At 71.6% G+C, this 24,394-nt stretch carries 19 protein-coding genes and 1 tRNA gene; 6 read left to right on the top strand and 14 right to left on the bottom strand.

Annotation, left to right across the window (positions count from 1 at the left end; all coding sequences use genetic code 11):
• Positions 1-126: 126 nt before the first annotated feature.
• On the bottom strand, positions 127-2,847 hold the full coding sequence (polA, locus tag CcI49_RS01820) for a DNA polymerase I (RefSeq protein ID WP_076823835.1): 2,721 nt from the start codon (positions 2,845-2,847) through the stop codon (positions 127-129).
• Between the two features lie 136 nt (positions 2,848-2,983).
• On the opposite strand from polA, the gene CcI49_RS01815 reads away from it, so the two are divergent.
• The gene (locus CcI49_RS01815; RefSeq protein ID WP_054565712.1) at positions 2,984-3,430 is read left to right on the top strand and encodes a hotdog fold thioesterase; all 447 of its coding nucleotides are present in this window, start codon (positions 2,984-2,986) and stop codon (positions 3,428-3,430) included.
• 234 nt (positions 3,431-3,664) lie between these two features.
• On the opposite strand, the gene CcI49_RS01810 is transcribed toward CcI49_RS01815, so the two are convergent.
• From CcI49_RS01810 to CcI49_RS01780, 7 genes are all read right to left on the bottom strand, one after another.
• Positions 3,665-4,753, bottom strand: a complete 1,089-nt coding sequence (locus CcI49_RS01810) for an ABC transporter ATP-binding protein (protein ID WP_076823834.1) — start codon at positions 4,751-4,753, stop codon at positions 3,665-3,667.
• Complete coding sequence (locus CcI49_RS01805; RefSeq protein WP_076824212.1) at positions 4,750-5,760, bottom strand: ABC transporter ATP-binding protein; 1,011 nt, start codon at positions 5,758-5,760, stop codon at positions 4,750-4,752. The genes CcI49_RS01810 and CcI49_RS01805 overlap by 4 nt, the downstream gene beginning before the upstream one ends.
• Before the next feature lie 35 nt (positions 5,761-5,795).
• Entirely contained in the window at positions 5,796-7,160 is a 1,365-nt protein-coding gene (locus tag CcI49_RS01800; protein ID WP_241839868.1) for a branched-chain amino acid ABC transporter permease, read from the bottom strand.
• 56 nt (positions 7,161-7,216) lie between these two features.
• Positions 7,217-8,149, bottom strand: coding sequence for a branched-chain amino acid ABC transporter permease (locus tag CcI49_RS01795; protein ID WP_054566517.1), 933 nt, complete (start codon positions 8,147-8,149; stop codon positions 7,217-7,219).
• 84 nt (positions 8,150-8,233) lie between these two features.
• Positions 8,234-9,382: a branched-chain amino acid ABC transporter substrate-binding protein gene (locus tag CcI49_RS01790; RefSeq protein ID WP_226932040.1), complete on the bottom strand. Its 1,149-nt coding sequence runs from the start codon at positions 9,380-9,382 to the stop codon at positions 8,234-8,236.
• 210 nt (positions 9,383-9,592) lie between these two features.
• Positions 9,593-11,455 carry a branched-chain amino acid ABC transporter substrate-binding protein gene (locus CcI49_RS01785; protein ID WP_083749253.1) on the bottom strand — a complete coding sequence of 621 codons (1,863 nt, stop codon included), beginning with the start codon at positions 11,453-11,455 and terminating at the stop codon, positions 9,593-9,595.
• Positions 11,452-12,051 (bottom strand): response regulator, encoded by a 600-nt coding sequence (locus CcI49_RS01780; RefSeq protein WP_006541716.1) that lies wholly within the window; start codon positions 12,049-12,051, stop codon positions 11,452-11,454. Before CcI49_RS01780 ends, CcI49_RS01785 begins: the two co-directional genes overlap by 4 nt.
• Before the next feature lie 199 nt (positions 12,052-12,250).
• Between CcI49_RS01780 and CcI49_RS01775 the strand changes: the two genes are divergently transcribed.
• The 5 genes from CcI49_RS01775 (at position 12,251) to CcI49_RS01755 (ending at position 16,512) form a co-directional block, all read left to right on the top strand.
• Positions 12,251-12,323, top strand: a tRNA-Leu gene (locus tag CcI49_RS01775).
• A gap of 490 nt (positions 12,324-12,813) precedes the next feature.
• The gene (locus tag CcI49_RS01770; RefSeq protein WP_076823829.1) at positions 12,814-13,956 is read left to right on the top strand and encodes a sensor histidine kinase; all 1,143 of its coding nucleotides are present in this window, start codon (positions 12,814-12,816) and stop codon (positions 13,954-13,956) included.
• Positions 13,953-14,609 (top strand): response regulator transcription factor, encoded by a 657-nt coding sequence (locus CcI49_RS01765; protein ID WP_076823826.1) that lies wholly within the window; start codon positions 13,953-13,955, stop codon positions 14,607-14,609. Before CcI49_RS01770 ends, CcI49_RS01765 begins: the two co-directional genes overlap by 4 nt.
• A gap of 243 nt (positions 14,610-14,852) precedes the next feature.
• Positions 14,853-15,332, top strand: a complete 480-nt coding sequence (locus tag CcI49_RS01760; RefSeq protein ID WP_054565297.1) for a DUF6326 family protein — start codon at positions 14,853-14,855, stop codon at positions 15,330-15,332.
• Positions 15,333-15,597: 265 nt separating this feature from the next.
• Positions 15,598-16,512: a nuclease gene (locus CcI49_RS01755; RefSeq protein WP_076823823.1), complete on the top strand. Its 915-nt coding sequence runs from the start codon at positions 15,598-15,600 to the stop codon at positions 16,510-16,512.
• A 56-nt stretch (positions 16,513-16,568) separates the two neighbouring features.
• Here the strand turns inward: CcI49_RS01755 and nudC are convergent, their stop codons facing one another.
• The 6 genes from nudC to CcI49_RS01725 form a co-directional block, all read right to left on the bottom strand.
• Positions 16,569-17,588, bottom strand: coding sequence for an NAD(+) diphosphatase (gene nudC, locus CcI49_RS01750; RefSeq protein ID WP_076823821.1), 1,020 nt, complete (start codon positions 17,586-17,588; stop codon positions 16,569-16,571).
• A gap of 175 nt (positions 17,589-17,763) precedes the next feature.
• The gene (locus CcI49_RS01745) at positions 17,764-19,161 is read right to left on the bottom strand and encodes a GMC oxidoreductase (RefSeq protein ID WP_076823818.1); all 1,398 of its coding nucleotides are present in this window, start codon (positions 19,159-19,161) and stop codon (positions 17,764-17,766) included.
• Positions 19,162-19,325: 164 nt separating this feature from the next.
• Entirely contained in the window at positions 19,326-20,336 is a 1,011-nt protein-coding gene (locus tag CcI49_RS01740; RefSeq protein WP_076823816.1) for an amidohydrolase family protein, read from the bottom strand.
• Between the two features lie 83 nt (positions 20,337-20,419).
• Complete coding sequence (locus tag CcI49_RS01735) at positions 20,420-21,979, bottom strand: amidohydrolase family protein (RefSeq protein ID WP_054564144.1); 1,560 nt, start codon at positions 21,977-21,979, stop codon at positions 20,420-20,422.
• On the bottom strand, positions 21,960-23,006 hold the full coding sequence (locus CcI49_RS01730; RefSeq protein ID WP_054564145.1) for a hypothetical protein: 1,047 nt from the start codon (positions 23,004-23,006) through the stop codon (positions 21,960-21,962). Before CcI49_RS01730 ends, CcI49_RS01735 begins: the two co-directional genes overlap by 20 nt.
• Positions 23,003-24,388, bottom strand: coding sequence for an amidohydrolase (locus tag CcI49_RS01725; protein ID WP_076824208.1), 1,386 nt, complete (start codon positions 24,386-24,388; stop codon positions 23,003-23,005). The genes CcI49_RS01730 and CcI49_RS01725 overlap by 4 nt, the downstream gene beginning before the upstream one ends.
• Positions 24,389-24,394: the final 6 nt, after the last annotated feature.

Raw genomic sequence — 24,394 nt, 5'->3', positions numbered from 1 at the left:
GGAGAATTCCCGCGCCCGACGCCCCCGACACCTCGGTGACCCGCGTCGGGCCACCGGACGTCCGACGTCCGGACGCGGGGGCGTCAGCGCCCAGCGGCGCCGGCAGCCAGCGCCCAGCGGCCAGAGTCAGTGGCCGGCGTCATCCCAGGTGAGCCCGGAGCCGACACTCACCTCCAGCGGCACGGACATCTCGTAGGCGGCCCCCATCTCGGCGCGGACCAGCGCCTCGACCTCCGACCGCTCGCCGGGCGCGATCTCCAGGACGAGCTCGTCATGGACCTGCAGCAGCAGCCGTGAGCGCAGGTCCCGCGAGCGCAGCGCCCGGTCGACACCCAACATCGCGATCTTGATGATGTCGGCGGCGGACCCCTGGATCGGGGCGTTCAGCGCCATCCGCTCGGCCATCTGCCGGCGCTGGGTGTTGTCGCTCGTCAGGTCGGGCAGGTAGCGGCGACGCCCCATGATGGTCTCGGTGTAGCCGTCGCGCCGGGCCTGGTCGACGACGCCGCGCAGGAAGTCCCGGACGCCGCCGAACCGGGCGAAGTAGGCGTCCATGTGCTCGCGGGCCTCGTCCGGGGCGATACCGAGCTGGCCGGCCAGCCCGAACGCGGACAGACCGTAGGCCAGGCCGTACGACATCGCCTTGATGCGCCGCCGCAGCTCCGGGTCGACCTCCGACACCGGCAGGTCGAAGGCCTGCGCGGCGACGAAGGTGTGCAGGTCCTCCCCGGACGCGAACGCCTCGATGAGCCCCGCGTCGCCGGACAGGTGCGCCATCAGCCGCATCTCGATCTGCGAGTAGTCGGCCGTCAGCAGCGTCTCGTACCCCGGCCCGACGACGAACGCGCGGCGGATCTGGCGGCCCTGCGGGGTCCGGATCGGGATGTTCTGCAGGTTGGGATCGGTGGACGACAGCCGGCCGGTGGCGGCGATCATCTGGTTGAAGGTGGTGTGGATCCGGCCGGCGTCGTCGATCATCGGGATGAGCGAGTCGACGACCGTCTTGAGGCGGGCGACGTCCCGGTGGTGCAGCAGCACGGGGATCAGCGGGTGGTCGGACTGGGTCGCCAGCCACGCCAGCGCGTCCGCGTCCGTGGTGTAGCCCGTCTTGATCTTCTTGGTCTTGGGCAGGGCCAGCTCGTCGAACAGGATCTGCTGGAGCTGCTTGGGCGAGCCGAGGTTGAACGACCGCCCGACGAGGCCGTGTGCCTGCCCGGCGACGTCCGCCACCTCGGCGCTGTAGTGCTTCTGCAGCTCGGTGAGGTGCTCCTCGTCGGCCGCGATGCCCGCGCGCTCCATCCGGGCGAGCACGTGCACCAGCGGGAGCTCCATCTCCCGCAGCAGCCGGGCCGCCGAGCGGCGCTCCAGGTCACCGTCGAGCGCGGCGGCCAGCTCGAGCGCGGCGCGGGCGCGGATCGCGTCCGCCTCGGCCTCGTCCGCCTCGCCGGAACCGTCCAGGGTGAGCTGGCCGTTCGTCTCCGTGTCCGACTTGAGCTCGCGGTGCAGGTAGCGCAGTGTCAGATCGGCCAGGTCGAAGGAGCGCTGGCCGGGCAGGGCCAGGTAGGCCGCGAGCGCGGTGTCGCTGGTGACGCCGGCGAGAGTGAAACCGGCCTCGGCGAGCGCCAGCATCGGGCCCTTGAGGTCGTGCCCGGCCTTGGCCCGGTCCAGGTCGGCGAGCCAGCCGCCCAGGGCCGCGGAGTCCGCCGCGGTCAGCGCGGTCGGGTCGATCCAGGCCGCGGCGCCGTCGGCGGCGGCCAGCGCCAGCGCGGTGATCACACCTGTGCCACGGCCCCAGGAGCCACGTAGGTGCAGGCCTGTCCGGCCGGGGCCGGCGGCGTGCGCGGCGAGCCAGCCGGCGACCTCGTCCGGCCCGAGCATGGCCAGGTCGACCTCGAAGCCCTCGTCGGCGCTGGGGGGCGCCACCGCCAGCGCGGCGTACAGCCGCTCCCGCAGCACCCGGAACTGCAACGTGTCGAAGAGCTGGTGGACGGCCTCCCTGTCCCACGGGTGCAGGCGCAGGTCGGCCGGCCCGAGCTCCAGCGGCACCTCGCGCGCCAGCTCCGTCAACGACCGGTTGCGGATGACGTTCGCGAGGTTCGCCCGCAGCGAGGCCCCGGTCTTGCCGCCGATCTCGTCGGCCCGGTCGACCAGGTCGGCCAGCGAGCCGAACTGCTGGATCCACTTGGTGGCGGTCTTCTCCCCCACCCCCGGCACCGAGGGAAGGTTGTCGGACGGGTCACCCCGCAGCGCCGCGAAGTCGGGGTACTGGATCGGGGACAGGCCGTACTTCGCCTGCACCTCGTCCGGCGTGAAGCGGGTCATGTCGCTGATGCCCTTGCGGGTCATCAGCACGGTCACGTGCTCGTTGACCAGCTGCAGCGCATCCCGGTCGCCCGTGACGATCAGGACGTCCATCCCCTCGCCCGACGCCTGGGTGGCCAGGGTGGCGATCACATCGTCGGCCTCGTAGCCGGGGGCGCTCACCCCGGGCACGGCGAGGGCCTCGCAGACCTGGTGGATCAGCGCGACCTGGCCGACGAAGTCCGCCGGGGTCTCCGACCGGCCGGCCTTGTACTCGGCGTACTGGGTATGGCGGAACGTCGGCGTCGGCAGGTCCCACGCGACGGCGACGTGGGTGGGCTTCTCGTCCCGCAGGGCGTTGATCAGCATCGAGGTGAAGCCGTAGACGGCGTTGGTCGGCTGGCCGGTGCTCGTCGAGAAGTTCTCCACCGGCAGCGCGAAGAAGGCGCGATAGGCCAGCGAATGCCCGTCCAGCAGCAACAGCCGGGGACGATCCGCCACGGTAGCCGGGGACGCGGCGGACGGGGACGAAGTAGTCGCAGGCACGCGGCGAGTCTAGGACGTGGGTACGACAGGTCCGCGGACGTCCGGCAGGTGGCGAGTGCGGCGTCCGGCGAGGTTCGCCCGGCTACGCCCGCCCCGGCCTGCCCGCGGCCGCCGCCACGGCACTAGGGTTCAGGGCGTGCCCACACCGCCGACGAATCCTGACGAGCTGCTCAAGGCGTTCAACGAGCATCGGGGCGAGCTCGCCGAGCGCATGGGGATCGTGCTCACGGAGGTCAGCGCGCAGCGCGTGTCCGCCACGATGCCGGTCGCCGGCAACCGCCAGCCCTACGGCCTGCTGCACGGGGGCGCCTCCGTGGTCCTCGCGGAGACGGTCGGCTCGGTCGCCTCGATGCTCTCCGCCCAGCCCGGCCGGATCGCCGTCGGCATCGAGATCAACGCGACGCATCACCGCGCGGCCACCGACGGGACGGTGACCGCGGTCGCCACCCGGATCCACGCGGGATCGACCCTGGCCACCTATGACATCCGGATCACCGACGAGGCCGGCCGGCCGGTGTGCACCTGCAGGCTGACCTGCATGCTCCGGGACCGCCCGCCCGGTTCCGGCTCGGTTCCCGGGTAGCACCCGCCCGGTTCCCGGATGGCGCCCGCGCTGATCCCGGACAGTGCCCCGCCTTCCCGGCGAGAACAGCTGCGTCAGAACACTCAGGCCACCTCGGCACACCCGCGGCGTTCCGCCCGCCCGGCCGTGCTGCTACTTTCGTCCCAGGTGGGAGCCCGGGGCGGCCGAGTAGAAAACGCCGGGCACGGGGAAGGTTCGGACGGCACCAAAGTCCTTCCCGGGCATCCGCCAGAGTCAGCCGGCTGACTCCTCCACATCCAGTTCCACCGCACCAGTCTCCGCCGCAAGTCTCTTCCCCACTTCATCTTCCGGCCCCTCCTCTTCTTCCGGCACCTCCTCCGACACCGTCCACTCCGGCGCGGCCTGCTCCGCCTCGTGGCTGCCGCCCAGGTAGGCGTCACGCACCCGGGGATCACGCGCGAGATCCGCGGCGGTGCCCTCCAGCACCACGCTCCCGGTGTCGAGGACATAGCCCCGATGGGCTATCCGAAGCGCGGCCGCCGCGTTCTGCTCCACCAGCAGAACGGTCACACCGTCCGCGTTGATCTCCCTGATCACCGCGAAGATCGTCGCGACCAGCTTCGGGGCCAGGCCGAGCGACGGCTCGTCCAGCAGGATGAGGCGAGGGCGCGCCATCAGCGCACGGCCGATCGCCAGCATCTGCTGCTCCCCACCGGAGAGGGTTCCCGCCGGCTGCCTGGACCGTTCCGCGAGCCGGGGAAACAGCGTGTGCACCCGCTCCAGCTCACGGCGCGTGCTCTCGCGCGAGCGGCGGGCGTCGAGGAAGCTCCCCAGCGTCAGGTTCTCGGCGACCGACATGGCCGGAAAGATCCGCCGGCCCTCCGGGACGTGGCTGATACCGAGCGCCGCGACCCGATGCACCGGCAGGTTCTCCCCCGAGTCACGCCCCGGGACCGGCTCGGCGGAGCCGGGGCGACCGCTGCCACGAGGCCCGCGGCGAGGTCTGCGGTGAAGGCCGGGGCCGCGCCCGGGGTTGCGGCTGGGGCCGGGGCTGAGGCCGGGGCCAGCGTTGGGGCCGAGGCTGGGGCTGGGGCTGGATTGAGGTCCGCCGGCGAGCGGCGCGCCGTTGAACCAGACCGATCCGCGCACAGGTGCCAGCAGCCCGGAGATCATCCGCAGGGTCGTGGTCTTCCCGGCGCCGTTCGCGCCCAGCAGGGCCACCACCTCGCCGGAGCGGACCCGCAGCGAGATCCCGCGAACGGCGGTGACCGCCCCGTAGGCGACCTCGACGTCCCGCACGTCGAGCAGCGGGACGTCATGGAGGCCGTCGGTGGTCCTGGCCGGAGTCGTCGCGGCGGTCATCGTCGGCCCTCACTGCCGTCGGTCCCATCGCCGGCCTGGCCGGCGGCCCGGTCGTCGGCCCGGTCGTCGGCCCGGTCGTCGGCCCGGTCGTCGGCCCGGTCGTCGGCCCGGTCGTCGGCCCGGTCGTCGGGGTCGCCGAGGTAGGCCTCGATCACCGCGGGGTCGGACCTGATCTGCTCCGGCGACCCGGTGGCGATCACCCGGCCGAAGTTGAGCACGACGATCGAGCGGGCCACCGCGGCCACCAGTCGGATGTCATGCTCGATGAGCAACACGGAGACACCCTGGTCGACGATGGCCCGAATCAGCGCCACCAGGTCGCGCCGCTCCGACGCGGTGGCGCCGGCGGCCGGCTCGTCCAGCAGGAGCAGGGCCGGGCTCGTGCCCAGCGCCCGCGCGATCTCCAGCCGCCGCTGCTCCCCGTAGGCCAGGCTGCCGGCCGGCCACCGCACCCGGTGCCGAAGCCCGACGAAGTCCAGCAGGAGATGGCTGCGCTCGAGGATCTCGCGTTCCTCCCGCCGCACGGCCCTGGTCGGCACCAGCCCGCGCAGCGCGCCCGCGCGGGCCCTGACCTCCACACCGACCTGCACGTTCTCGACCGCCGACATCTCGGGGAAGAGCCGGATGTTCTGGAACGTCCGCGCGATGCCGAGCCGCGTGACCCGGTGCGGGGACCGGCCGACGAGCTCGACGCCGCGTTCCCCCACACCCACCAGGGCCGAAGCGCCCGCCTGAGTTGCGGGGCTTGCCGGGGCCGTCGGGGCCGTCGGGGCCGTCGGCCAGAACCGTGCGCTGCCCTGCTGCGGCCGGTAGGCACCGGTGAGGCAGTTGAACAGGGATGTCTTGCCGGCCCCGTTCGGGCCGATGACAGCGAGGACGCTTCCCCGGCCGTGCCGCAGGGAGACCCCGTCGAGGCTGGTCAGCCCACCGAAGCGCAGGGTGACGTCCCGCACGTCGAGGATCGGGTCGGCCGCCGACGGCCGCGGCTGCGGAATCGCCCGCGAGATCGGCGCCGGAAGTGGCCGCGGAACCGTCGCGCCGCTCAAGAGACCACCTCCGGCGACGTCTGGTCGGCCGCGCCACGGGACGTCCCGGCGGCCCCGGCGGAATCGACGGAATCGACGGACCTGGCGGACTCGACGGGCTCCTCGCGGGACAGCCCGGAGCCGCGGGGCCGATGCGCACGCGGTGGGAGCAGCCCCTCCGGCCGGAAGATCATCATCAGCACCACCACGGCGCCGAAGTAGATGAAGCGGTCGGCCGGCGGCACCGTGTCCCGCAGCAGGAAGGCGGTTCCCTGCAGGACCAGCGCGCCGAGCACCACCCCGAGCCGGGAGCCCATCCCACCGAAGATCACGATGGTGAGCACGAGCAGCGAGGCCTGCAGGCCGAAGGACTGCGGGTTGAAGAACTGCTTGGTCGCGACCACCACCCCGGCGAAGCCCGACACGGACGCTCCCACCGCGAACGCCAGCAGCTTCATCCGCATGGTCGCCACGCCGGTCGCCTCGGCGGCGACCTCGTCCTGGCGGATCGCCGTCCAGGCCCGTCCCGTCCGCGAGCGTTCCCAGCGCCCGAACACCACCATCACCAGCACGATCAGGGCGACCAGCAGGTAGTAGTACGGCAGCGGGTCCAGGCCCCAGGAGTAGCGGACCCCGGGCAGATCCACCGACAGCGGCGGCAGGCCGAAGACGCCCCGGGGCCCGCCGGTGACACCGTCGGCGTTGTTCGCCAGCAACTGGACGATCTCCCCGAACCCCAGGGTCACGATGGCCAGGTAGTCCCCGCGCAGGCGCAGCGTCGGGCCGCCGAGGACGACCCCGGCGACCGCCGCCACCAGCAGGGCGATGGGCAGCACGAAGAACGGGTTGAGCTGCCAGGGCGCATGCCAGGGCATCGCGTCGGCCGAGGTCAGGTAGGCGGTCGTGTAGGCACCGATCGCGAAGAACGCGATGTAGCCGAGGTCGAGCAGCCCGGCGTAGCCGACGACGACGTTGAGGCCCAGCGCCAGCAGCGCGTAGATGCCGATCTCGCTCACCAGGGCCTGCTGCGCGGCGGTCGGCAGCACCGGCGGAACCGCCAGGGCCACCGCGAGCAACGCGGCGTGGCCGAGCACCGCCCCGCGCCGCCCGGACAACCAGGTCGCGCCGGACCGGGCGGCGGCGCCAGCACCACCGCCACCGCCACCGTCGGCACCGACACCGGCAGTGGCACCGGTGAGACCCGCCAGCCGGCCGAGGGCCGTCGCATGCAGCGTGCGGGTCTGGGCGCGCAGCCGGTCGCGGCCCAGCAGTGCCGCCCACAGCACCAGCGCCGCGGCGGCGAAGAACAGCACCCGCGGGAACGCGAGGGACCCGCGGATCCCGGCGAGTGGATGGTCCGCGTCACCCGTCGGCCCCGTCATCACCGCCGCCAGCGCGGCGAGCAGGCCGGCGGTCCGCAGGCTGCGCAGCCGACCGCTCACGCGGGCCGGCCCAGGCGGGTCCCGAGCAGGCCGGACGGCCGTACCAGGAGCACGCCGACGAGCACGGTGAACGCGATGACGTTCTTGTAGGAGGCGTCGAACAGGTACCCGCCGAAGCTCTCGACCAGGCCGAGCAGCAGCCCGCCGAGCACCGCGCCGCGCACGTTCCCGATGCCGCCGAGCACCGCCGCGGTGAACGCCTTGATGCCGGGGACGAACCCCATCGTGTACGAGGCGTTGAAGGTCATCGCGTAGAGGAAGCCGCCGGCACCCGCGAGCAGGCCGCCGAGCACGAACGTCACGACGATGACCCGTTGGACGTCCACGCCCATCAGTCCGGCGCATTCGGCGTCCTGGGCCACGGCGCGGATGGACAGCCCGAGGCGGGTGCCGGCCACCAGGTGGTCGACCGCGAGCAGCATCAGCAGCGCCGTCGCGGCGATGACCAGCGACTGGGTCGAGATCTCCGCCCCGAGGACGGTCACCACCGTGCGGTTGGCGAACAGGTCGGGGACGGGCACGCTCTGCCGCCCGAACTCCTTGCCCGCCAGGTTGAACGCGAACAGGGACGCCCCGATCGCGCTGATCAGGTAGGCCAGCCGCGGGGCTCCGCGCCGGCGCAGCGGGCGGTACGCGCACCGCTCCAGGGTGTACGCGGCCGCGCCACCGGCGGCCGCACCCGCCACGAGCCCGACGAGGACGAGCCCGGCGGCGGCCAGGCCGGCCGGGGTCGCACCGTCACCGGGCACCAGCGCCCGGCACGCGAACAGCCCGCCGAACGCCCCGAGCATGAAGACCTCGCTGTGCGCGAAGTTGATGAGCTGGAGGACTCCGTACACCAGCGTGTAGCCGAGGGCGATCACCGCGTAGAGCGCGCCGACCATCAGCCCGTCGACGGCCAGCTGGCTGATCTGCTCAGCCGAGCCCACGAGGCCCCCTGGAGCCCGGAACCGGGCCGAAGCCCAGGTCCAGACCCGGAGCCGGGTCTGGACCTGGGCTGGCATCGGGAAGGATCACGGCTTGATGAGCGAGCTGACCGGCCCGAGCACCGTCCGCTGGCCGTCCTTCACCTGGTAGACGTACACGGTCGAGCCCTGGACGTCACCGTTGCGCTCGAACTTGATCCGCTTCGTGACGCCGGGCATGTCCACCGACCCGAACGCCGTCCGGACCGACTCACGGTTCGCGTCGGTGCCGAGCTTGCGCAGCACGGAAGCGATCGCGTTGGTGGCGTCGTAGGCCTCACCCGAGTAGGTCCCCGGCTTCAGACCGCTGTTGACCTTCTTGTACTCGGCGACGAAGGCGGCGGCGGACGGGTCGGTGTTCGCGTCCGAGCACGGGCAGGTGATGAGTGCGCCCTCGGCGTTCGCCGTCCCGGCCTGGCGGATGAACTGGTCGTCGTTCGACCCGTCACCGCTGAGGATCGCGCCGTCGTATCCCTTGCCGCGCAGCGCCTTCGTCAGCAGCGCGTACTCCGGGTAGTACCCCGAGTAGTAGACGGCGTCCGCACCGTCGGCCATGATCTTCGTGGCCTGCGAGGTGTAGTCCTTCGTCGGGTTGATCCCGTCGTGGGTGAACGGGACGTCGGCCTGCTCCAGGCCACGCTCGATGGCGCCGGACAGGCCCGTCCCGTACTCGCTGCGGTCGTCGAGGGAGTAGACCCGCTTGGCCTTGACGACCTTGGCCAGGAACTCGGCCGCGGCGGCACCCTGCACCGTGTCCGGGGCGATCACCCGGTAGAAGCTGGTGAAACCGAGATCGGTGAGGGCCGGGTTCGTCGCCGACGGGCTCACCGACAGCAGTCCGGCCTGGCTGTAGAGCGGCTCGCTGGACTTCGTCGGGCCGGAGAACACCGGGCCGACGACCGCCATCAGCTTGGGATTGTCGATCAGTTTCTGGGCGGCGGTCGGACCCTGCTCGGGCAGGCCCTGGTCGTCGGAGGCCACGATGCGCAGCGTGAAGGGAAGGCTCTTGTCCTGGTTCAGCTGCTCGACGGCGGTCAGGACGCCGTTGTAGGCGTTGATGCCGAGCTGCTGGCTGTCGCCGGACAGCGGGCCCTGGAACCCGATCAGGTATTCCTTCTTGCCGCCGTCGTCCGAGTCGCCGCCGCAGGCGGTCAGCGCCGCGCCGACCAGGGCGAAACCCGCGACCAGGGCGGCCATCGGACGCAGCGCCACCGTCCGTGCGGGTCTGGTTCGAAGAGGCCGTGGGGTGGCCGTCATGCAACGTCCTTCCGCTGCTTCCAACGGCGCGCGGGTGCGCTCCGCGGAGCGGAAACTAGTCGCTCACCCTCAGTCGCGAAAGCTCAAAGTGAGCGTGTCGCGACTTCACGTGTTACCCACCTGCCCCACCAGACGTCCGACCTCGGACCGTCAATCACCAGCTTCAACCTGCAACGGGACGAACCTCTCCGCCAGGACCGAGTAGAGGGCCACCCGCGGACTACGCAGGTCACCCCGCGCGTCGAAGGCGATCCGACCGGTGACACCGGCGTACTCACCGGCCCCGATCGCGTCGACGACGGCCGCCCGGGCGGCCTTGGTCACCTCCGTGCGCCCCGGCAGCACCGCCGCCGCGGCCCGGATGAGCGCGCGGGCGGCGTCGTAGGCGTACGCCGCCACCGGCGGGATCGCGTCCGCGCGCAGCACCGCGAGCTCCGCGTCCCGCGAACGCTGTACCGCACGCTCCTGCTCGGACAGATCCGAGGAACCTGACGAATCCGCCGCCGCACCGGCGGCGCCGTCACCGCGCCGCTGGTTGGAACGGGTGTCGGCACTCGGCTGGACCCTGCCCTGGGGCGTCGCCGTCTCCGACCCGCCGGACAGCCCGCTCTGGCTGTTCTCGCCGCTCGGGCTGTTCTCGCCGCTCGGGCTGTTCTCGCCGCTCGGGCTGTTCTCGCCGCTCTGGCCGGTCGAACCGGATTCCGACGCAGATCCGGCGCTGCTGCCGTCGGGCAGCAGATTGTCCAGCCCCTCGGGCGCGCCGAACCGCTTCGTGTAGGCCGCCACGAAGGCACCGGCGGACGGCAGCTGTGACGCCGGAACCGAAAGATCGGTGATCACATCACCGTCAGCGAGCGACTGCGCGCGCTCGACGTAGTCGTGGCTGAGCAGCCCGTCGGCGCCCAGCACCTGCACCGACACACCCTCGTCGGCGAAGGCCTGCCGCAGCTCCCCCGCGAACGCGGCCCCCGTGGCCAGGTACACCAGGTCCGGAGCCTCATCCCGGATGGCCCGCGCCGTCTTCTCGATCTCGTCGTCGTCGGTCGAACCGCCCTCCACCCGGTGCACCGCCGGCACCGTCGCCCCCGCCTCCCGCGCGTCCCGGGCGAACCGCTCCGCAAGGGTGATCATGCCGTAGTCGGGGCTGCCGTCGACCACACTGATCCTGGACCGGCCCAGCGTGTGGACCGCGTAGTCGGCCGCGACGGCGGAGAGCTGCTCATCCGTGCCGCTCAGCCGAAAATAGGTCGGGTACGGGCGGTCGTCCGGAGCCTCCGGGCGCTCGGTCAGCGTCGGCTCCGCGTTCGACGGCGAGATCACCGGCAGGCCGGCCTCGCCCAGCCTGTCCAGCGACACCATCGCCACACTGGAGCTCAGCGGGCCGACGACACCGATCATCCGCTCGTTGTCGGCAAAAAGGTCGGCGCCAGCCGCGCCACCATCAGGCCGGGACAGATCGTCGTGCGCGACGACCTCCAGCTTCCAGCCGGGAACGGTACCGTCCCGGTTGGCCTCCTCCACCGCCAGCGTGACGGCGTTGCGCACGCTGCTCCCGGCATCCGCCGACGCACCGGACAGCGGCGCCATCACCCCGATCGACGCGACCCGCTCCGGGACCCCGCCGCCGTCATCCGCCGCCGACACCAGCAGAAACCCGATCACACTCGGGATGGCCAGCGCCACCGCCGTGACCGCCGCGAGCAGCACCCGGCCACGGCCGGTCCGCGCCGAGCGGCCAACCCAGCGCCGAACCGCGCGAGCCGCCGCCATGACGGCACCGGCGATCAGCCGGGCACGCCCGACCGGCGGAGCACCCCGCTCCCCCGACGACTGGACGTCATCCGGCGCCTGCAACTCGTCCGACGCCTGATTCTCATCCGGCGCCTGGACGTCGTCAGGTTTCCGGACGTTGCCCGGCACCTGAAGGTCTTCAGATGCCGGGTCCTCGCCGTGCCGCGGCGCCCGGGGACTGCCCGGGCTGGCGGCCACATCCTCGGGGTCGTCCCGGGTCACGAGCCCGGCAGCGCCTCACCCGACAGAACCGCCTCCGCGACGGCCCGCATCGTCCGGCGCTGGTTCATCGACGTCCGCTGGATCCAACGGAACGCATCCGGCTCCGTCATCGAGTGCTCGGTCTGCAGCACACCCTTCGCCCGCTCGATGATCTTGCGAGCCTCCAGGCGGCCCTGCAGGTCCTCGACCTCGGCCTCCAGGCTGACGATCTCGGTGAACCGGCTCATCGCCATCTCGATGGTCGGCAGCAGGTCCTTCTTCTGGAACGGCTTCACCACATACGCCATGGCACCCGCCTCGCGGGCCCGCTCGACCAGCTCCCGCTGGCTGAACGCGGTGAGGATCACCACCGGGGCGATCCGATCCTTGGCGATCTTCGCACCGGCGTCGATACCGTCCATCTTCGGCATCTTGACGTCCAGGATCACCAGGTCAGGGCGCAGCTTGCCGGCCAGGGCAACCGCCGTCTCACCGTCGCCGGCCTCGCCGACGACCTCGTAGCCCTCCTCCTGGAGCATCTCCCGGAGATCCAGCCGGATCAACGCTTCGTCCTCAGCGATCAAGACCCGACGCGGCGTCGAGGAAGGCTGGCTCATCGAGTCGAACTCCTGGGTTCTACGGTGATCTGGCTCTGCAGTTGTCCGGCCACGATCACCACGAACAGGCGGCGAACGCGGGCCCCGACCCCTCCCGCCCGTAATCTGACCGGGTCGGGCGGTCGAATCGCACCCTACCCGGCTAGAGTCGTCCACGAGAGGTTCCGCTACGCATCCCGCGTCGGAGACCTCCGTGCCGGCCCCGGTACTCCAACGGCAGAGAGACGGTGCTCAAACCACCGACAGTGTGGGTTCGAATCCCACCCGGGGTACGTACAGCATCTACGCGCCGTGGATGCGCCCCGGATGCCCAGTGGCTGCCGGGTGTGGCCCAGGGGCGGCGGCCGTCACTCCCGCCAGATGGGCAACCTTGTCGAGGTCTGCCACCGGAATCTTGATCATTGTCTTGGCCTGGCCGGTCGGGTTCACCCGCGCGGCGCGGTCGTCGCAGGTCGCGAGTTCGGCGCTCAGGAGGGCGATCCTGTCGCGCCCGAAGACGCGTTCGGCGTAGAAGTCGGCGATCGCGGCTTCGGGACGTCTTCGCGGATACGGACGCTCCTGGGGTGTCCGTCGAACTTGTCGTCACGGCCCCGGTTGTTCGCTCGGGGCCAGCACTTTTACCAGACAGGCGCGCTGGGCCTCGCCGCGACCGGCCTTCCGGCACATCGGCGTCGAGGCCGGACCCGCCTGCGCCATTGGGGGGAGCGGCGTCTCGTTCTTTCGGTGGATCTCCGACGCCTGGGCTGTCTCTAGGCTGGGTGTGTGTTCACTGCCGGCCTGCGCTCGCTCTGGGACGAGCCCCGCGCCGCGGACACGCCCGAACGGGTGTGGCTCGACCGGGTGCTGGTCGGTGTGGTGATGGTGGCGGCGTTGCTCGAAGGAACCCTACGAGAGGACGTCACCTGGCGGCCGGTCGTGACGATCGTGACGGTCGGACTTGCGCCGGTGCTGCTGTGGCGGCGTACTCACCCGTTGGTCTGCGTCGTGGTGGGCTTCGGCACCGGGATGGCGTTGGGACTGGCGAGCTGGCTGGGCGGGACCTCAGGTGTGGGCCTGAACACGATGATCTACATCCTGGTGCTCGTCTACTCGCTGGTCCGCTGGGGCTCAGGGCGTCAGATCGTGATCGGGCTGCTGCTGGTTGCGGTCGCCGCGGGGTTCAGCATCGCGACCGACTACACCGGGCCAGCCGAGCTCTTCGGCGGGTTGGCGGTCCTGGCGGCGGCGGCAGCGAGCGGAGCGGCGTTCCGCTACCGCGCCGAGAGTCGGCGCCGGGCACTCGACCAGGTCCGCAGCCAGGAACGCGTCGGCCTCGCGCGCGAGCTGCACGACTCGGTCGCCCACCACGTCTCGGCGATCACTCTGCAAGCGCAGGCTGGCATGATGATGGCCGCGAAGCGACCTGAAGCGGCGCGCGAGGCGCTTGCGATCATCGAGGGGGAAGCGTCGCGGACGCTGGCGGAGATGCGAGCGATGGTCCGGGTGCTGCGCGACGGAGCGCCGGCGGAGTACGGTCCCCAGCCCGGCGTCGCCGACCTGATGCTCCTCGCCCGCCGCGAACCGGACCCCGTCGTCGACGTGGAGTTGGCGGGTGATCTGGCCGTACTTCGGCCCCAGGTCGACGCCGCCGTGTACCGGATGGCGCAGGAGGCGCTGACCAACGCGCTGCGGCACGCCCGAAACGCCTCGCGTGTGGAGATCAGGGTCGTCGAGGGTGCAGGAAGGCTGCGGCTCCGCGTGACCGACGACGGCCAGATCGACCCGGCGCGGCCGGCGACCCACGGTTTCGGGCTGCTGGGGATGACCGAGCGCGTGCAGCTGCTCGGCGGCACGCTACGCGCTGGGCCGACACCCGAGGGCGGGTGGGCGGTCGACGCCGAGCTGCCGATGGAGTTGCCCCTATGACGACGCGCGTGCTGGTGGCAGACGACCAGGATCTGGTGCGCACCGGCCTGTCGATGATCCTTGACGCCCAGACCGACATCGAGGTCGTCGGCCAGGCCGCCGACGGCAAGACCGCCGTCGAGCTGGCGCATCGGCTCCGCCCCGACGTGTGCCTGGTCGACATTCGGATGCCCGGGCTGGACGGCATCGAGGTGACCGAGCTCCTCGCAGGGCGGGGCGTCGCGGACCCCATTGCGGTGGTGGTGATCACGACGTTCGACCTGGACGAGTACGTCCACGGCGCGCTTCGGGCCGGAGCCCGAGGATTTCTCCTCAAGGATGCCGGGCCGGAGTTGCTGGTGCAGGCTGTCCATGCCGCTGCCGTCGGCGATGYCCTGATCGCGCCGAACATCACCCGCAGGCTGCTGGCGACCCTCGCCGCGGGGGCCTCATCGAAACGCCGTACCCAACCGATCGAGCCGCTCACCCAACGCGAGGAGGAGGTGCTGAAACTGGTCGCTGTCGGCCGCACGAACGCGGAGATCGGCGCGGAGCTGTTCATCAGCTTGACGACCGCCAAGACCCACGTCGCGAGCCTGCTGGCCAAGATCGGCGCCCGGAACAGGGTCGAGATCGCGATGTGGGCCTACGACACCGGCCGGGTGGGGCACTGAACCGAACCTGACGTACCTGCACGACGACTGGTCCCGGCCGGGGCGACCGAGGCCCACAACGAGCGCAGCGCCTTCGTCACCATCTGCCCGGCGCAGGGACAGCGCGGCAGCGGCGGATCAGCCGAAAGCACGAGAGAGAGACCATCTCATCGGCCAGGCGAACTCCGGCCTCCGGGCCGGTGTGCCCGCCACCGGGCTCAGCGATCGTGGACGTACCGATCCTCATCAACGACGGAGCCCATGATGAGAACGCGTCAACCCACCACGACACTGGAAGACCAGCCGATCCCGGTGAGAGCCAAGCTCGCCGCGGCGTGGACCAGCTTCATGTTCCTGTACGCCTATGTGGACATTCTCAACTTCTTCACGCCCGGCGTCGTCGAGGACATCCTCGACGGCAAGGTCTTCGAGTTCGACCTCTCCCAGACCTTTTCGACCGCGGCGCTGACCCTGGTGGCCATCCCGATCCTCATGGTCGTGTCGTCGATGACGCTGCCCGCCCGGGCGACCCGCATCACGAACCTCATCGTGGCCTCGCTCTACGTTCCCGTCACGGCATTCAACGCGGTGGGCGAGTCCTGGCCGTACTTCTACGGCCTTGGCATCGCATTGGAACTGCTCCTACTCGCCCTCGTCGTGCGGTACGCCTGGACCTGGCCCCGCACCGCACCGTCGGCGACCAACCCGGACCGTGAAACCGTTCGCGCCCCGCAGCAAGCGTGAACCGGGGCTGAGGCCGTTAGAACGGCGTGTGCGTAGCAATTGACCGCCTGCCGGTCCCGTCCAGCGTCAGCCGGCACTGCCTTGCGTCCGCTCCACCGCCCAGCAGGTCCTGTCCGCCGCGATCACGATCAGTCCAGCCGCAGTCGCGAGGATGACGCGTCCGGCCACGGCCGGTGTCCCTCTGACAGACTGGCGGCGCCACGGGGCCGGTCACCAGCTGGTCACGTAGACGGACCGTCAGGGTGTGTTCATCGGGGGGACAACCATGATCGACGCAGTGCAGGTGCTGTGGTCACCGGCCGGGCAGAACCTGCCCTCGCTGGGTGGTCGGGAACTGGTTGATGTGACCGACGGCGACACGCCGAACGTCCGCATGCCGATCCGCATGCTCTCGGTCGACACGCCGGAGGTGACCGCCCGTTCCCCGGAGCGTGCCCAGGCCATCGATCAGGAGTTCCTACAGCTCGCGGGATGGATCAAGGACGGCCACGCGCCGATCTCCCCGGGCCTGGCGGCCTTCCTGCTGCCGAAGCTGGAGACCGGCACCGCCGGCACTCTCCATTTCGCGCAGGGCAAGGAAGCCTCGGCCTTCGCGAAGCAGAACATCGAGAAGCGGCTGACCAAGCCGAACGGCAACAAGCGCAATCTGTTCATCCGCGCCGCGCAACCGCCCTTCGACACCAACAGCCGACTCCTGGCCTACGTCGCTCCCGACTACACCGAGGCCGAACGGCGCAACCTCACCCGCGAGCAGCGTGCCACCTTCAACCTGGACCTCATCGCGGCCGGATGGGCCGCCCCGTTCGTGATCTATCCGTCCATCCCCGGCGAGCTCGATCTGCCGCTGCTCCTGGAAGCAGCCACCGCGGCGGCCGACCCGCAGGCCCCCAAGGGCATCTGGGCCAACCCGCACACCCTGCTGGCCTACGAGTACCGAGCGGTCGAGAAGCTCTACCGCGTCACGAAGAAGAAGGTCGACGGCGAGTCACTGCGCGCCGGTGAGGCGACCTCCTGGCGCGAACGCTACTGCGCCGACATGCGCACTCGTCAGCTCCACGGGCCGGAGGACTACTTCACCATCCCGCCGCAGTACCGCCTGTGGTTCTGGCCGCAGGACGTGACCGAGGCCGTCGGGCGGCTCAACCTGGTACCAGCGCCGCGGCTGGTCGGCGCGGAGTGAGACCGAGGTCCTGAGCGGCGTATCACCACCATCCCGAACCACCTCCGCCGCCCCGATCAGGCAGCTGGGTCGGGCGGTTGGGTCGGGATGGTGGTAGCTGTGCGGGCCGTGACCCAGGCATCGATCATGGTTCGGGCGATGGACAGGCGGCCGGGCAGGTGCAGCTGGCCGTCCGCGGTGGTGCCCACGGCGGGCCAGGCGGTGCGGGCTAGGGCCGGGCGCAGCTCGTCCAGGGTGACCCACTGTGCTTCGACGATCTCGTCGTCGTCCAGGCGCAGCGGCGCCTCGGGGTCCGCGACGGCCTGGAACCCGATCATGAGGGATCGTGGGAAGGGCCAGGTCTGGCTGCCCAGGTAGCCGATGTCGCGGACGGCCACCCCGACCTCCTCGGCCATCTCGCGGGCGACGCAGGCCTCCAGTGACTCCCCGGCCTCGACGAAACCGGCCAGCACCGAGAATCGGCCGACGGGCCAGACCCGCTGGCGGGCCAGCAGGACCCGGTCCGCGCCGTCGTGCACCAGGCAGATCACGGCCGGGTCGGTGCGCGGGTACTCCTCGTGCCGTTCGGCCTCGCACACCCGGGCCCAGCCGCCGTTGATGACGCGGGTCGGTGATCCGTCGCGGGCGCAGAAACGGGCCCGCCCGTGCCAGTTCAGCAGGGCGGTCGCGGTGGCCGCCAGAGCTGCGTGCACCGCGGGGAAGTCTGCGCCCGCCGTGAACAGGTCCAGCCAGTGCACGGGGTCGTCGCCGGAGTCGGCCGCGGACGGGGCTGGGGCTGGGGCTGGGGCTGGGGCTGGGGCTGGGGCCTGCATCCCCCAGTAGACGACGCCGTCGGCCTCGCCGAGCAGCAGCGCGTCCGGTGGTGGTGCGGCGGCGATCCCTGCCGCGGCGTAGGTGCGCAGCCGGGGCGGGCCGTCGGCCTGTTCGATCGGGAACCGGCCCCGGTCGTCGGTGACGACGACCTGCGCGGCGGCCCAGCTCGCCTCCCGCCGCGCCGCATCCAGGCGGAGCAGGCCGTCGCGCACGATCGGCGCGCCAGCCAGGACGGGTGATGCGACCAGACCGAATCCACTCACCGCACCATCTTGCTCCGTCCGCGTTGCTCCGTCTGACCGGGACGACCGGCGCGCCAGCGGGCCGGCCCGCCGACCGGCGGGCGAGATGTGGCGAGGCGAGGCCGATACCCGGGCGCTCGGGGGCCGCCGGGCGGGGGCGCTGCCGCCCCGCCCGGCGTTTCGTGCCGCGGTGAGCTCAGAGCTCGATCAGGTCAGCGGCCCGGCGGCCGATCATCATGGTGGCGAGATTGGTGTTCGCCCGGGTGATCGCCGGCATCACCGACGCGTCGGCGACCATCAGACCGTCGACGCCACGCACCCGCAGGCGGCGGTCCACCACGGCGGTCGGGTCGTCATCGTCGCCGAGCCGGGCGGTGCCGACCGGGTGGTTGTAGGTCTCCGCCCGGGCGACGACCTGCTGCTCAAGGTCGTCCCCGCGCCACCACGGGTTGTCGGGGATCGTCACGACGCCGGTCGCGGCGACCCGGTCGAGCAGGTCCGCGGCGATGCGCACGCCCTCGGCGAGGCTCCGGCGGTCGATCTCCTCGGCGAGGTGGCCCAGGTCGATCGCGGTCCCGTCCGGCGTCACCCGCAGGGAGCCGCGGCTGCGTGGGGCCATCAGCCCGACGGCGAACGACACCTCGCCCACCGGCCGGGACGTGTCGTAGAGATGCGCGGAGAACGGGAAGACCTGGATCTCCTCACGGGGGTCGCCACCGAGGCCGCAGCGCAGGAGCGAACCGCTGACCGGGCGCTCGGCGATCAGGTCCGGGTCGGCCAGGGCGTTCAGCATCACCCACGGATGGTCCTGCAGATGCTCGCCGACGCCGGGCAGGTCCACCCCGGAGGCGATGAGCAGCTCCGGTGTCCCGAACGCCCCGGCGGACAGCACGACGACGTCCGCCGACAGGACGCGGGTGCCGCTCTCCCCGGCTTCGGTGACCTCCACGCCACGCGCCCGCCCGTCGGTGATGACCACCCGGTGGGCGGTCGTCTCGGCGAGCAGGGTGACCCGCCCGCGCAGCCCCGGCATCACCCCGGCCAGGGTGCCCCAGCGACCTTCGTCGACCCGGTTCGTCGGCCAGGGGCCGATGCCGAGCGCGCCCGGGGCGTTGTGGTCCGGGGCCTCGGGGTGGCCCGCGGCGAGGCAGGCCGCGGTGAACGCGTCGTCGATCGGACCCGGCTTGAGCCGCGTCATCACGATCGGGCCGGAGTCGCCGTGGTGGTCGGCGTCGCCGAACTGGAGGTCCGTCTCGTTGGCCCGCAGCGCGGGCAGGCAGTCGGCCCAGGTCCACCCCTCGCCCCAGGGGTCGAAGTCCCACTGCTGGCCGCGCACCCCGGCACTGGAGTTGACCGAGGAGGAGCCGCCGACGACCTTGCCGCGCAGCAGTGGAACGCCTTTCGTCGACCGGTAACCCCAGTCGAGGCTGGCCGGGAAGATGTAGTCGTAGAGCAGCTGGCGCGGCGCCGGGCTGCCCGGGTCGATCCCGCCTTCCACGATCGTCACGTCGGCGCGGTCCGCTATTCCGTCGGCGAGCATGAGCCCGGCGGAACCCGCTCCGACGATGACGACCTTCGGGGTTTTTCCTGACATGGCGAGCGGCCTTCCAGAGGGGTGGCGGATCCGTAAAAGCGATGTCTCCCGCGGGTGCCAGGCCGATGAATCGCGGCCCGGGCGGTGATATACCGACGCTCAGTACACCCTCGATCGCGCGACGGACGCCCGCGGGTGAGGCGAGGCGGGATGGGGAACGGCGGTCAGTCCTGGACGAGGCCGAGCAGGCGGGCGGCGTTGTCGCCCATGATGCCGTCCAGCTTCTCCTGCGGAATCCTCGGCAGCCCGAGCCGGTCGGCCTGCTCGTTCACGCCGAGGACCCTGTCCTTCAGTTTGACCGGGTCGTAGAGAAATCCCGGGTAGTCACTGCCGAAAAGCAGCTTCTCCAGCGGGACGAAGAACTGCTCGCAATGGATGAGGAAACGGTAGAACTCCTCGTCCGTCACGGTGGCGATGTGGTACGAGATATCGGTGTGGAAGTTCGGGTGCTTGGTGAGCATGAACAGCGCCTCGTCGATCCACGGAATCCCGCAGTGCGCGATGATCACCCGCAGGTCGCGGAACTCCCGGCCGACGTCGTCGAGCATCGCCGGGCGGGCGTAGTCCATCCGCGCGTCGATACGGGTGGATCCCGCCTGGTGGACCATCACCGGAATGCCGAGGTCGGCCGCGGCGGCGAAGACCGGGAAGGCGATCTCCCGGTCCTGCGGTGACCAGTGCTGGTACATCGGGTAGAGCTTCACCCCGGACAGCCCGAGCTCCTCGACCGATCGCCGCAGCTCGGCGACCGCCGCCCGGGGCCCCCGGTAGGCCGGGTTCACCGACGCGAAGCCGATGAAGCGCTCCGGGTCGGAACGGACCACCGCCGCGATGTAGTCGTTGCACTTCTCCGGGCTCGGCGGGCCGGGCACGTCGGTGATCCCGTAGGTGTCCACCGTCCCGATCAGCTCGCCGTCGAGGAACTGCGGCGAGACACCGAGAACGATCATCTTGTCGAAGCCGGGATGGTCCCTGACGCTCTCCGCCGGGCCGATCACCGGCCAGCCGGCCCGGGAGTACCCGCTGTCCTCCCACTCCTGCTCGGTCGGCATCCGGTGCGAGGGGACCTTGCCGAGGCTGCGGTAGATGCACAGCGAGCCCTCACGGCCGTAGTCCGTGTTGAACTCGTGGTCCTCGGCCAGGCTCAGGATGTGCGTGTGCGCGTCGATAATCATGTCGTTCGGTGTCCGTTCTGGGTGCTCGGCACCCGGTCCGGGGTGGTTCGGCGGCTGGAAGCGGCCTGGCGGCGAGAAGCGGCCTAGAGGCGGCGGGCGTTGTAGATCGATGCCGGTTCGTGCCGCGTCTCGTACCAGGGCCGGTAGAAGTCCAGGACGTACGGCTCGACCTCGGCGCCCAGCGCCGCCCAGCGCCGCTCGTCCGCGGTCGGCCGGTACAGGCGCCGCTCACCCACCTCGGCGAGCCGGTCCGCGAGCGCGTCCTCGTCGACGACGGTGACCCGGCCGCCGGCCATGACCACCTTGCCGTGGATGAGCACGGTGTCGATGTCCGCGGCGCTCGCCCGGTCGACGAGGACGTCCAGCACCGGAGTGGAGTCGTACCGGCCGGGCGGGAACAGGATGCGCCGGGTGTCGACGACCAGCAGGTCCGCGAACGTCCCGGGCGCCAGCCTCCCGACCCTGCCCTCCATCCGCAGCGCCCGGGAGCCGTTCTCGCCGGCCGCGCGCAGCACGCCCGCCGAGTCGAGGCGGATCTCGTCGAACACCCGTGGGTCACGTTGCAGCATGGTGGCGAGCCGCAGCTCGGCGAAGAAGTCCTCCCGGTCGGTGAACGAGATCCCGTCGGTGCCGAACGCGAGCCGCCCGCCGGTGGCGAGGATGTCGCGGGCCCGGCAGATCCCGGACGACAGCCGCAGGTTCGAGCCGGGGTTGTTCGAGGCGACCGCGCCGGAGTCGGCGAAGATCCGCAGCTCGTCGTCGGTCACCCAGACGAAGTGCGCGCAGACCAGGTCCGGGCCGAGCACTCCGAGGTCGGCGAGCCGCTCCAGCGCGGGGCGGCCGTGCGTGCGGACGTTCCACAGCGCCTCGGAACGGGTCTCCAGCACATGTGAGGTGATCCCGGTGCCGTAGTGGTCGGCGGCGGCGCGGCAGCGGCGGTACAGCTCGTCCGAGCAGGCCGGCGTCCAGTCCGGTGCGAGCAGCACCCGGATCCGGTCGCCCCGGCCGTCCCAGCGGCGGACCAGCCGGTCGTAGCTGGCCATCACGTCGTCGACCGGCCAGGCGTAGCCCATGGGCGACTGGCGCACCCGGGTGGCGAGGTCCGCCGGCAGCCGGGCGAGGAAGGCCTCGTCCGGCTCGTGGACGTAGGTGTTCTGGTCCCGGCTGACCAGGCCGAACGCGACCCGGAACCCGATCTCGTCGTAGACCGAGAGCGCGACCTCGGCCCCGAAGTCGGGCATGGCGGGGCGGCCGTAGAACATGTCGACGGCGCCGGTCTGCCCGCCCTTGATCGCCTGGACCAGCCCCCAGCGCAGGACGGTGGCCAGGTCCTCCTCTTCCATCGGGCCGTACGACGAGTGGATGTGCACGTTGGCCCGCTCGAAGATCAGCTGGTACAGGCCGGGGCCGGCGGCGAGCTCCGAGTGGTAGTGGCAGTTGATGAAGCCGGGCATGACGAGGTGGTCACGGGAGCCGATCACCCGGTCGAACGGGCCGCGGGCGGCCAGCTGCTCCCGCGGGCCCACGGCGACGATGGTGGAGCCCTCGACGATGACGGCCCCGTCGGGGATCAGCGTCTGCTCGTCGAGCGCGACCACCGGGTCGCCGACGACCAGGATCCGCTCAGCCGGCTGCGATGTCATCGGCGAGCACCCCTTCCACCAGGACGGGACGTCCGTCGAGGTACAGCGTCGCGGCGCGCAGGACGCAGTCCAGGTGGGCCGCGGCGGCGACGGTCCCGCCGTACGCGATCGAGTTACCGAGGGCTATATGTGCTGTACCCAGCGTCGACTCGGTCTCCATCGCGACCCCGCACACCCGGCCGTTCGGGTTCAGCCCGACCGACACCTCCGCGAGGTTCGACATCCGCGGGTCGGCGACCCGGTCGATCATGTCCGTGAGCCGGCCCGCCTCCCGCCCCGCCACGTCGACCAGCTCGCCCGCGCGGAAGGTCAGCGCGACCGGGGACGGCAGCGGCCCGACGCCCATGAACAGCAGGTCGGCGTCGATGACGACGACACCGCCGGTGCTGCCCTCGACCGGCGCGGTGCCGGCCTCCACATCCGGCGGCGCCATGTAGGCGCCCGGCTCGCGGGCGATGCCGTGCAGCGCCCGGCCACCGCGCCCCCGCACGGAGCCGGCGAGGTCGGTCCCGGCCGGGCTGGTGATCCGGTACGTGTCGGCGCCCGCCCAGGCGGCGGCGAGCACCTCGACCGTGCGGCGCAGCTCGTCGAAGTCGACGTCCAGCGGGCCCCCGGCGCGGAACGTGCTGGCCCGCACGGCCGGCATCGCCAGGTAGCGGGTGCCGGCGCGAGAGGCCTTCTGGCGCGCCGTCGACGACCCGACGAAGGTCGACGTCAGCTCGATCGCCGCGGCGGCCTCGGCGAGCAGCGCCCCGACCGAGCTCGGCGGCTCGCTGCCCGGCACCTGGTAGCGCGGCACCCGCGCGATCACGCACACCGCGTCGCGTTCCTCGAGGCCGGCGGCGAGGGCGGCGACCACCGCCGGGTCGGTCTCCGCGTCGGTGAGGAGCACGACCTCCTCGCCTCTTTCGACCGCCAGGCAGCGGTCCAGGACGTTCGCGACGGTGGCCGAGGGCACCACGGCCGGGGCCACAGCCGGGCTCGCGGCGGGAGCAGTGCTCGCGGCGGGGGCCGGGGCCCGGGTCACGCCGCCGCCGACGGGGTGGGCGGGATCGCGAGCTCGGTGCTGGCGTCCTCCACCCGCGCCAGCACCCGGGCGAACGCCTTGTTCGACTCGCGCAGGATCAGGTCCTCGTCGACCAGCGTCAGCTCGCGGCCGGCCATCACCACCCGGCCGTCGATGATCGTCGTGTCGACACACGAGCCGTTCGCCGAGTAGACGAGGTGGGAGTACAGGTGGGCGACGTCGTTCGCCCTGCGTGGCGTGAACATCGTGTTGTTGAGGTCGACCAGGATGACGTCGGCCTTGTGCCCGGCGACCAGCTGCCCGGTCTGGTGCCCGAGCGCCGCCGCGCCGTTGCGGGTGGCCATCCGGACGACGTCCGGTGCCTGGCCGAGGCTGGAGTCGACCCGGCTCGCCCGGTGCATCAGCGAGGCGAACTTCATCACCTCGAACATGTCGCGGCTGTTGTTGCACTCGGCCGCGTCGTGGCCGAGGCCGACGTTCAGCCCGGCGGCGAGCATCTCCGGCAGCCGGGCGATGCCGTTGCCGAGCTTCGCGTTCGAGCTCGGGTTGTGCGAGATCTGCGTGTTCGTCTCCCGCATCAGCGCGATCTCGGTGTCCGACAGCCACACACAGTGCGCGGCGATCGTGTTCCGGCCGAGGATCCCCGTCTCGTAGGCGACCTCGGTCGGCCGCAGCCCGAACCGGGACTTCGAGTTCTCCACCTCGGACAGCGACTCGTTGAGGTGGATGTGGATGCCGGTGCCCAGCTGGTCGGCGAGCGCCCGGGTGTCGCGCAGCAGCTCCCGGGAGGCGATCGGCAGCCACTCGATCCCGATGTACACCTCGACCCGGCCGTCGGCGGCGCCGTGGCAGGCGGTGTAGGCGCGGTGGTTGTCCTCGAGGGTGTCGAGGTTGTGCTCGGCGTCGGCCACGTCGTTCGACAGCACCGCCCGGATGCCGATCTCGGAGGCGGCCTTCGACAGCGCCTCCAGCTGGCGGTACATGTCGTTGACGGTGGTCACCCCGCCCTTGATCGACTCCGCGTAGCTGGCCAGCGCGGCCCAGTACGCCGCCTCCGGGTCGAGCGCGCGGATGATCGGGTACCAGCAGGTGTCCAGGTACTCCCACAACGGCAGGTGATCGCTGTAGCCCTTCGCGATCGCCGTGTGGTAGTGCAGGTCGACGAGGCCGGGCATGACCAGCTTGTCCGTCGCGTCCAGCACGGTCACGGGCGCCTCGGCCCCGCCCGCCCCGGTCGCGCCGCCGGCGCCGGCGAAGGATCCGGTCGGGCCGACCGCGACGATCCGGTCACCTTCGATGAGGACGTCACCGCCGAAGTGGACGGTGTCGGCGTCGTCGAGGGTGAGCACCGTTCCGTTACGGATCAGGATGCGCTCGGACATCGGTTT

This window comes from Frankia sp. CcI49 (assembly GCF_001983215.1).
GTDB classification, from domain to species: domain Bacteria; phylum Actinomycetota; class Actinomycetes; order Frankiales; family Frankiaceae; genus Parafrankia; species Parafrankia irregularis.
The sequence above is the reverse complement of the archived record's forward strand: the minus strand, read 5'-3'. Positions and strand labels throughout refer to the sequence as shown.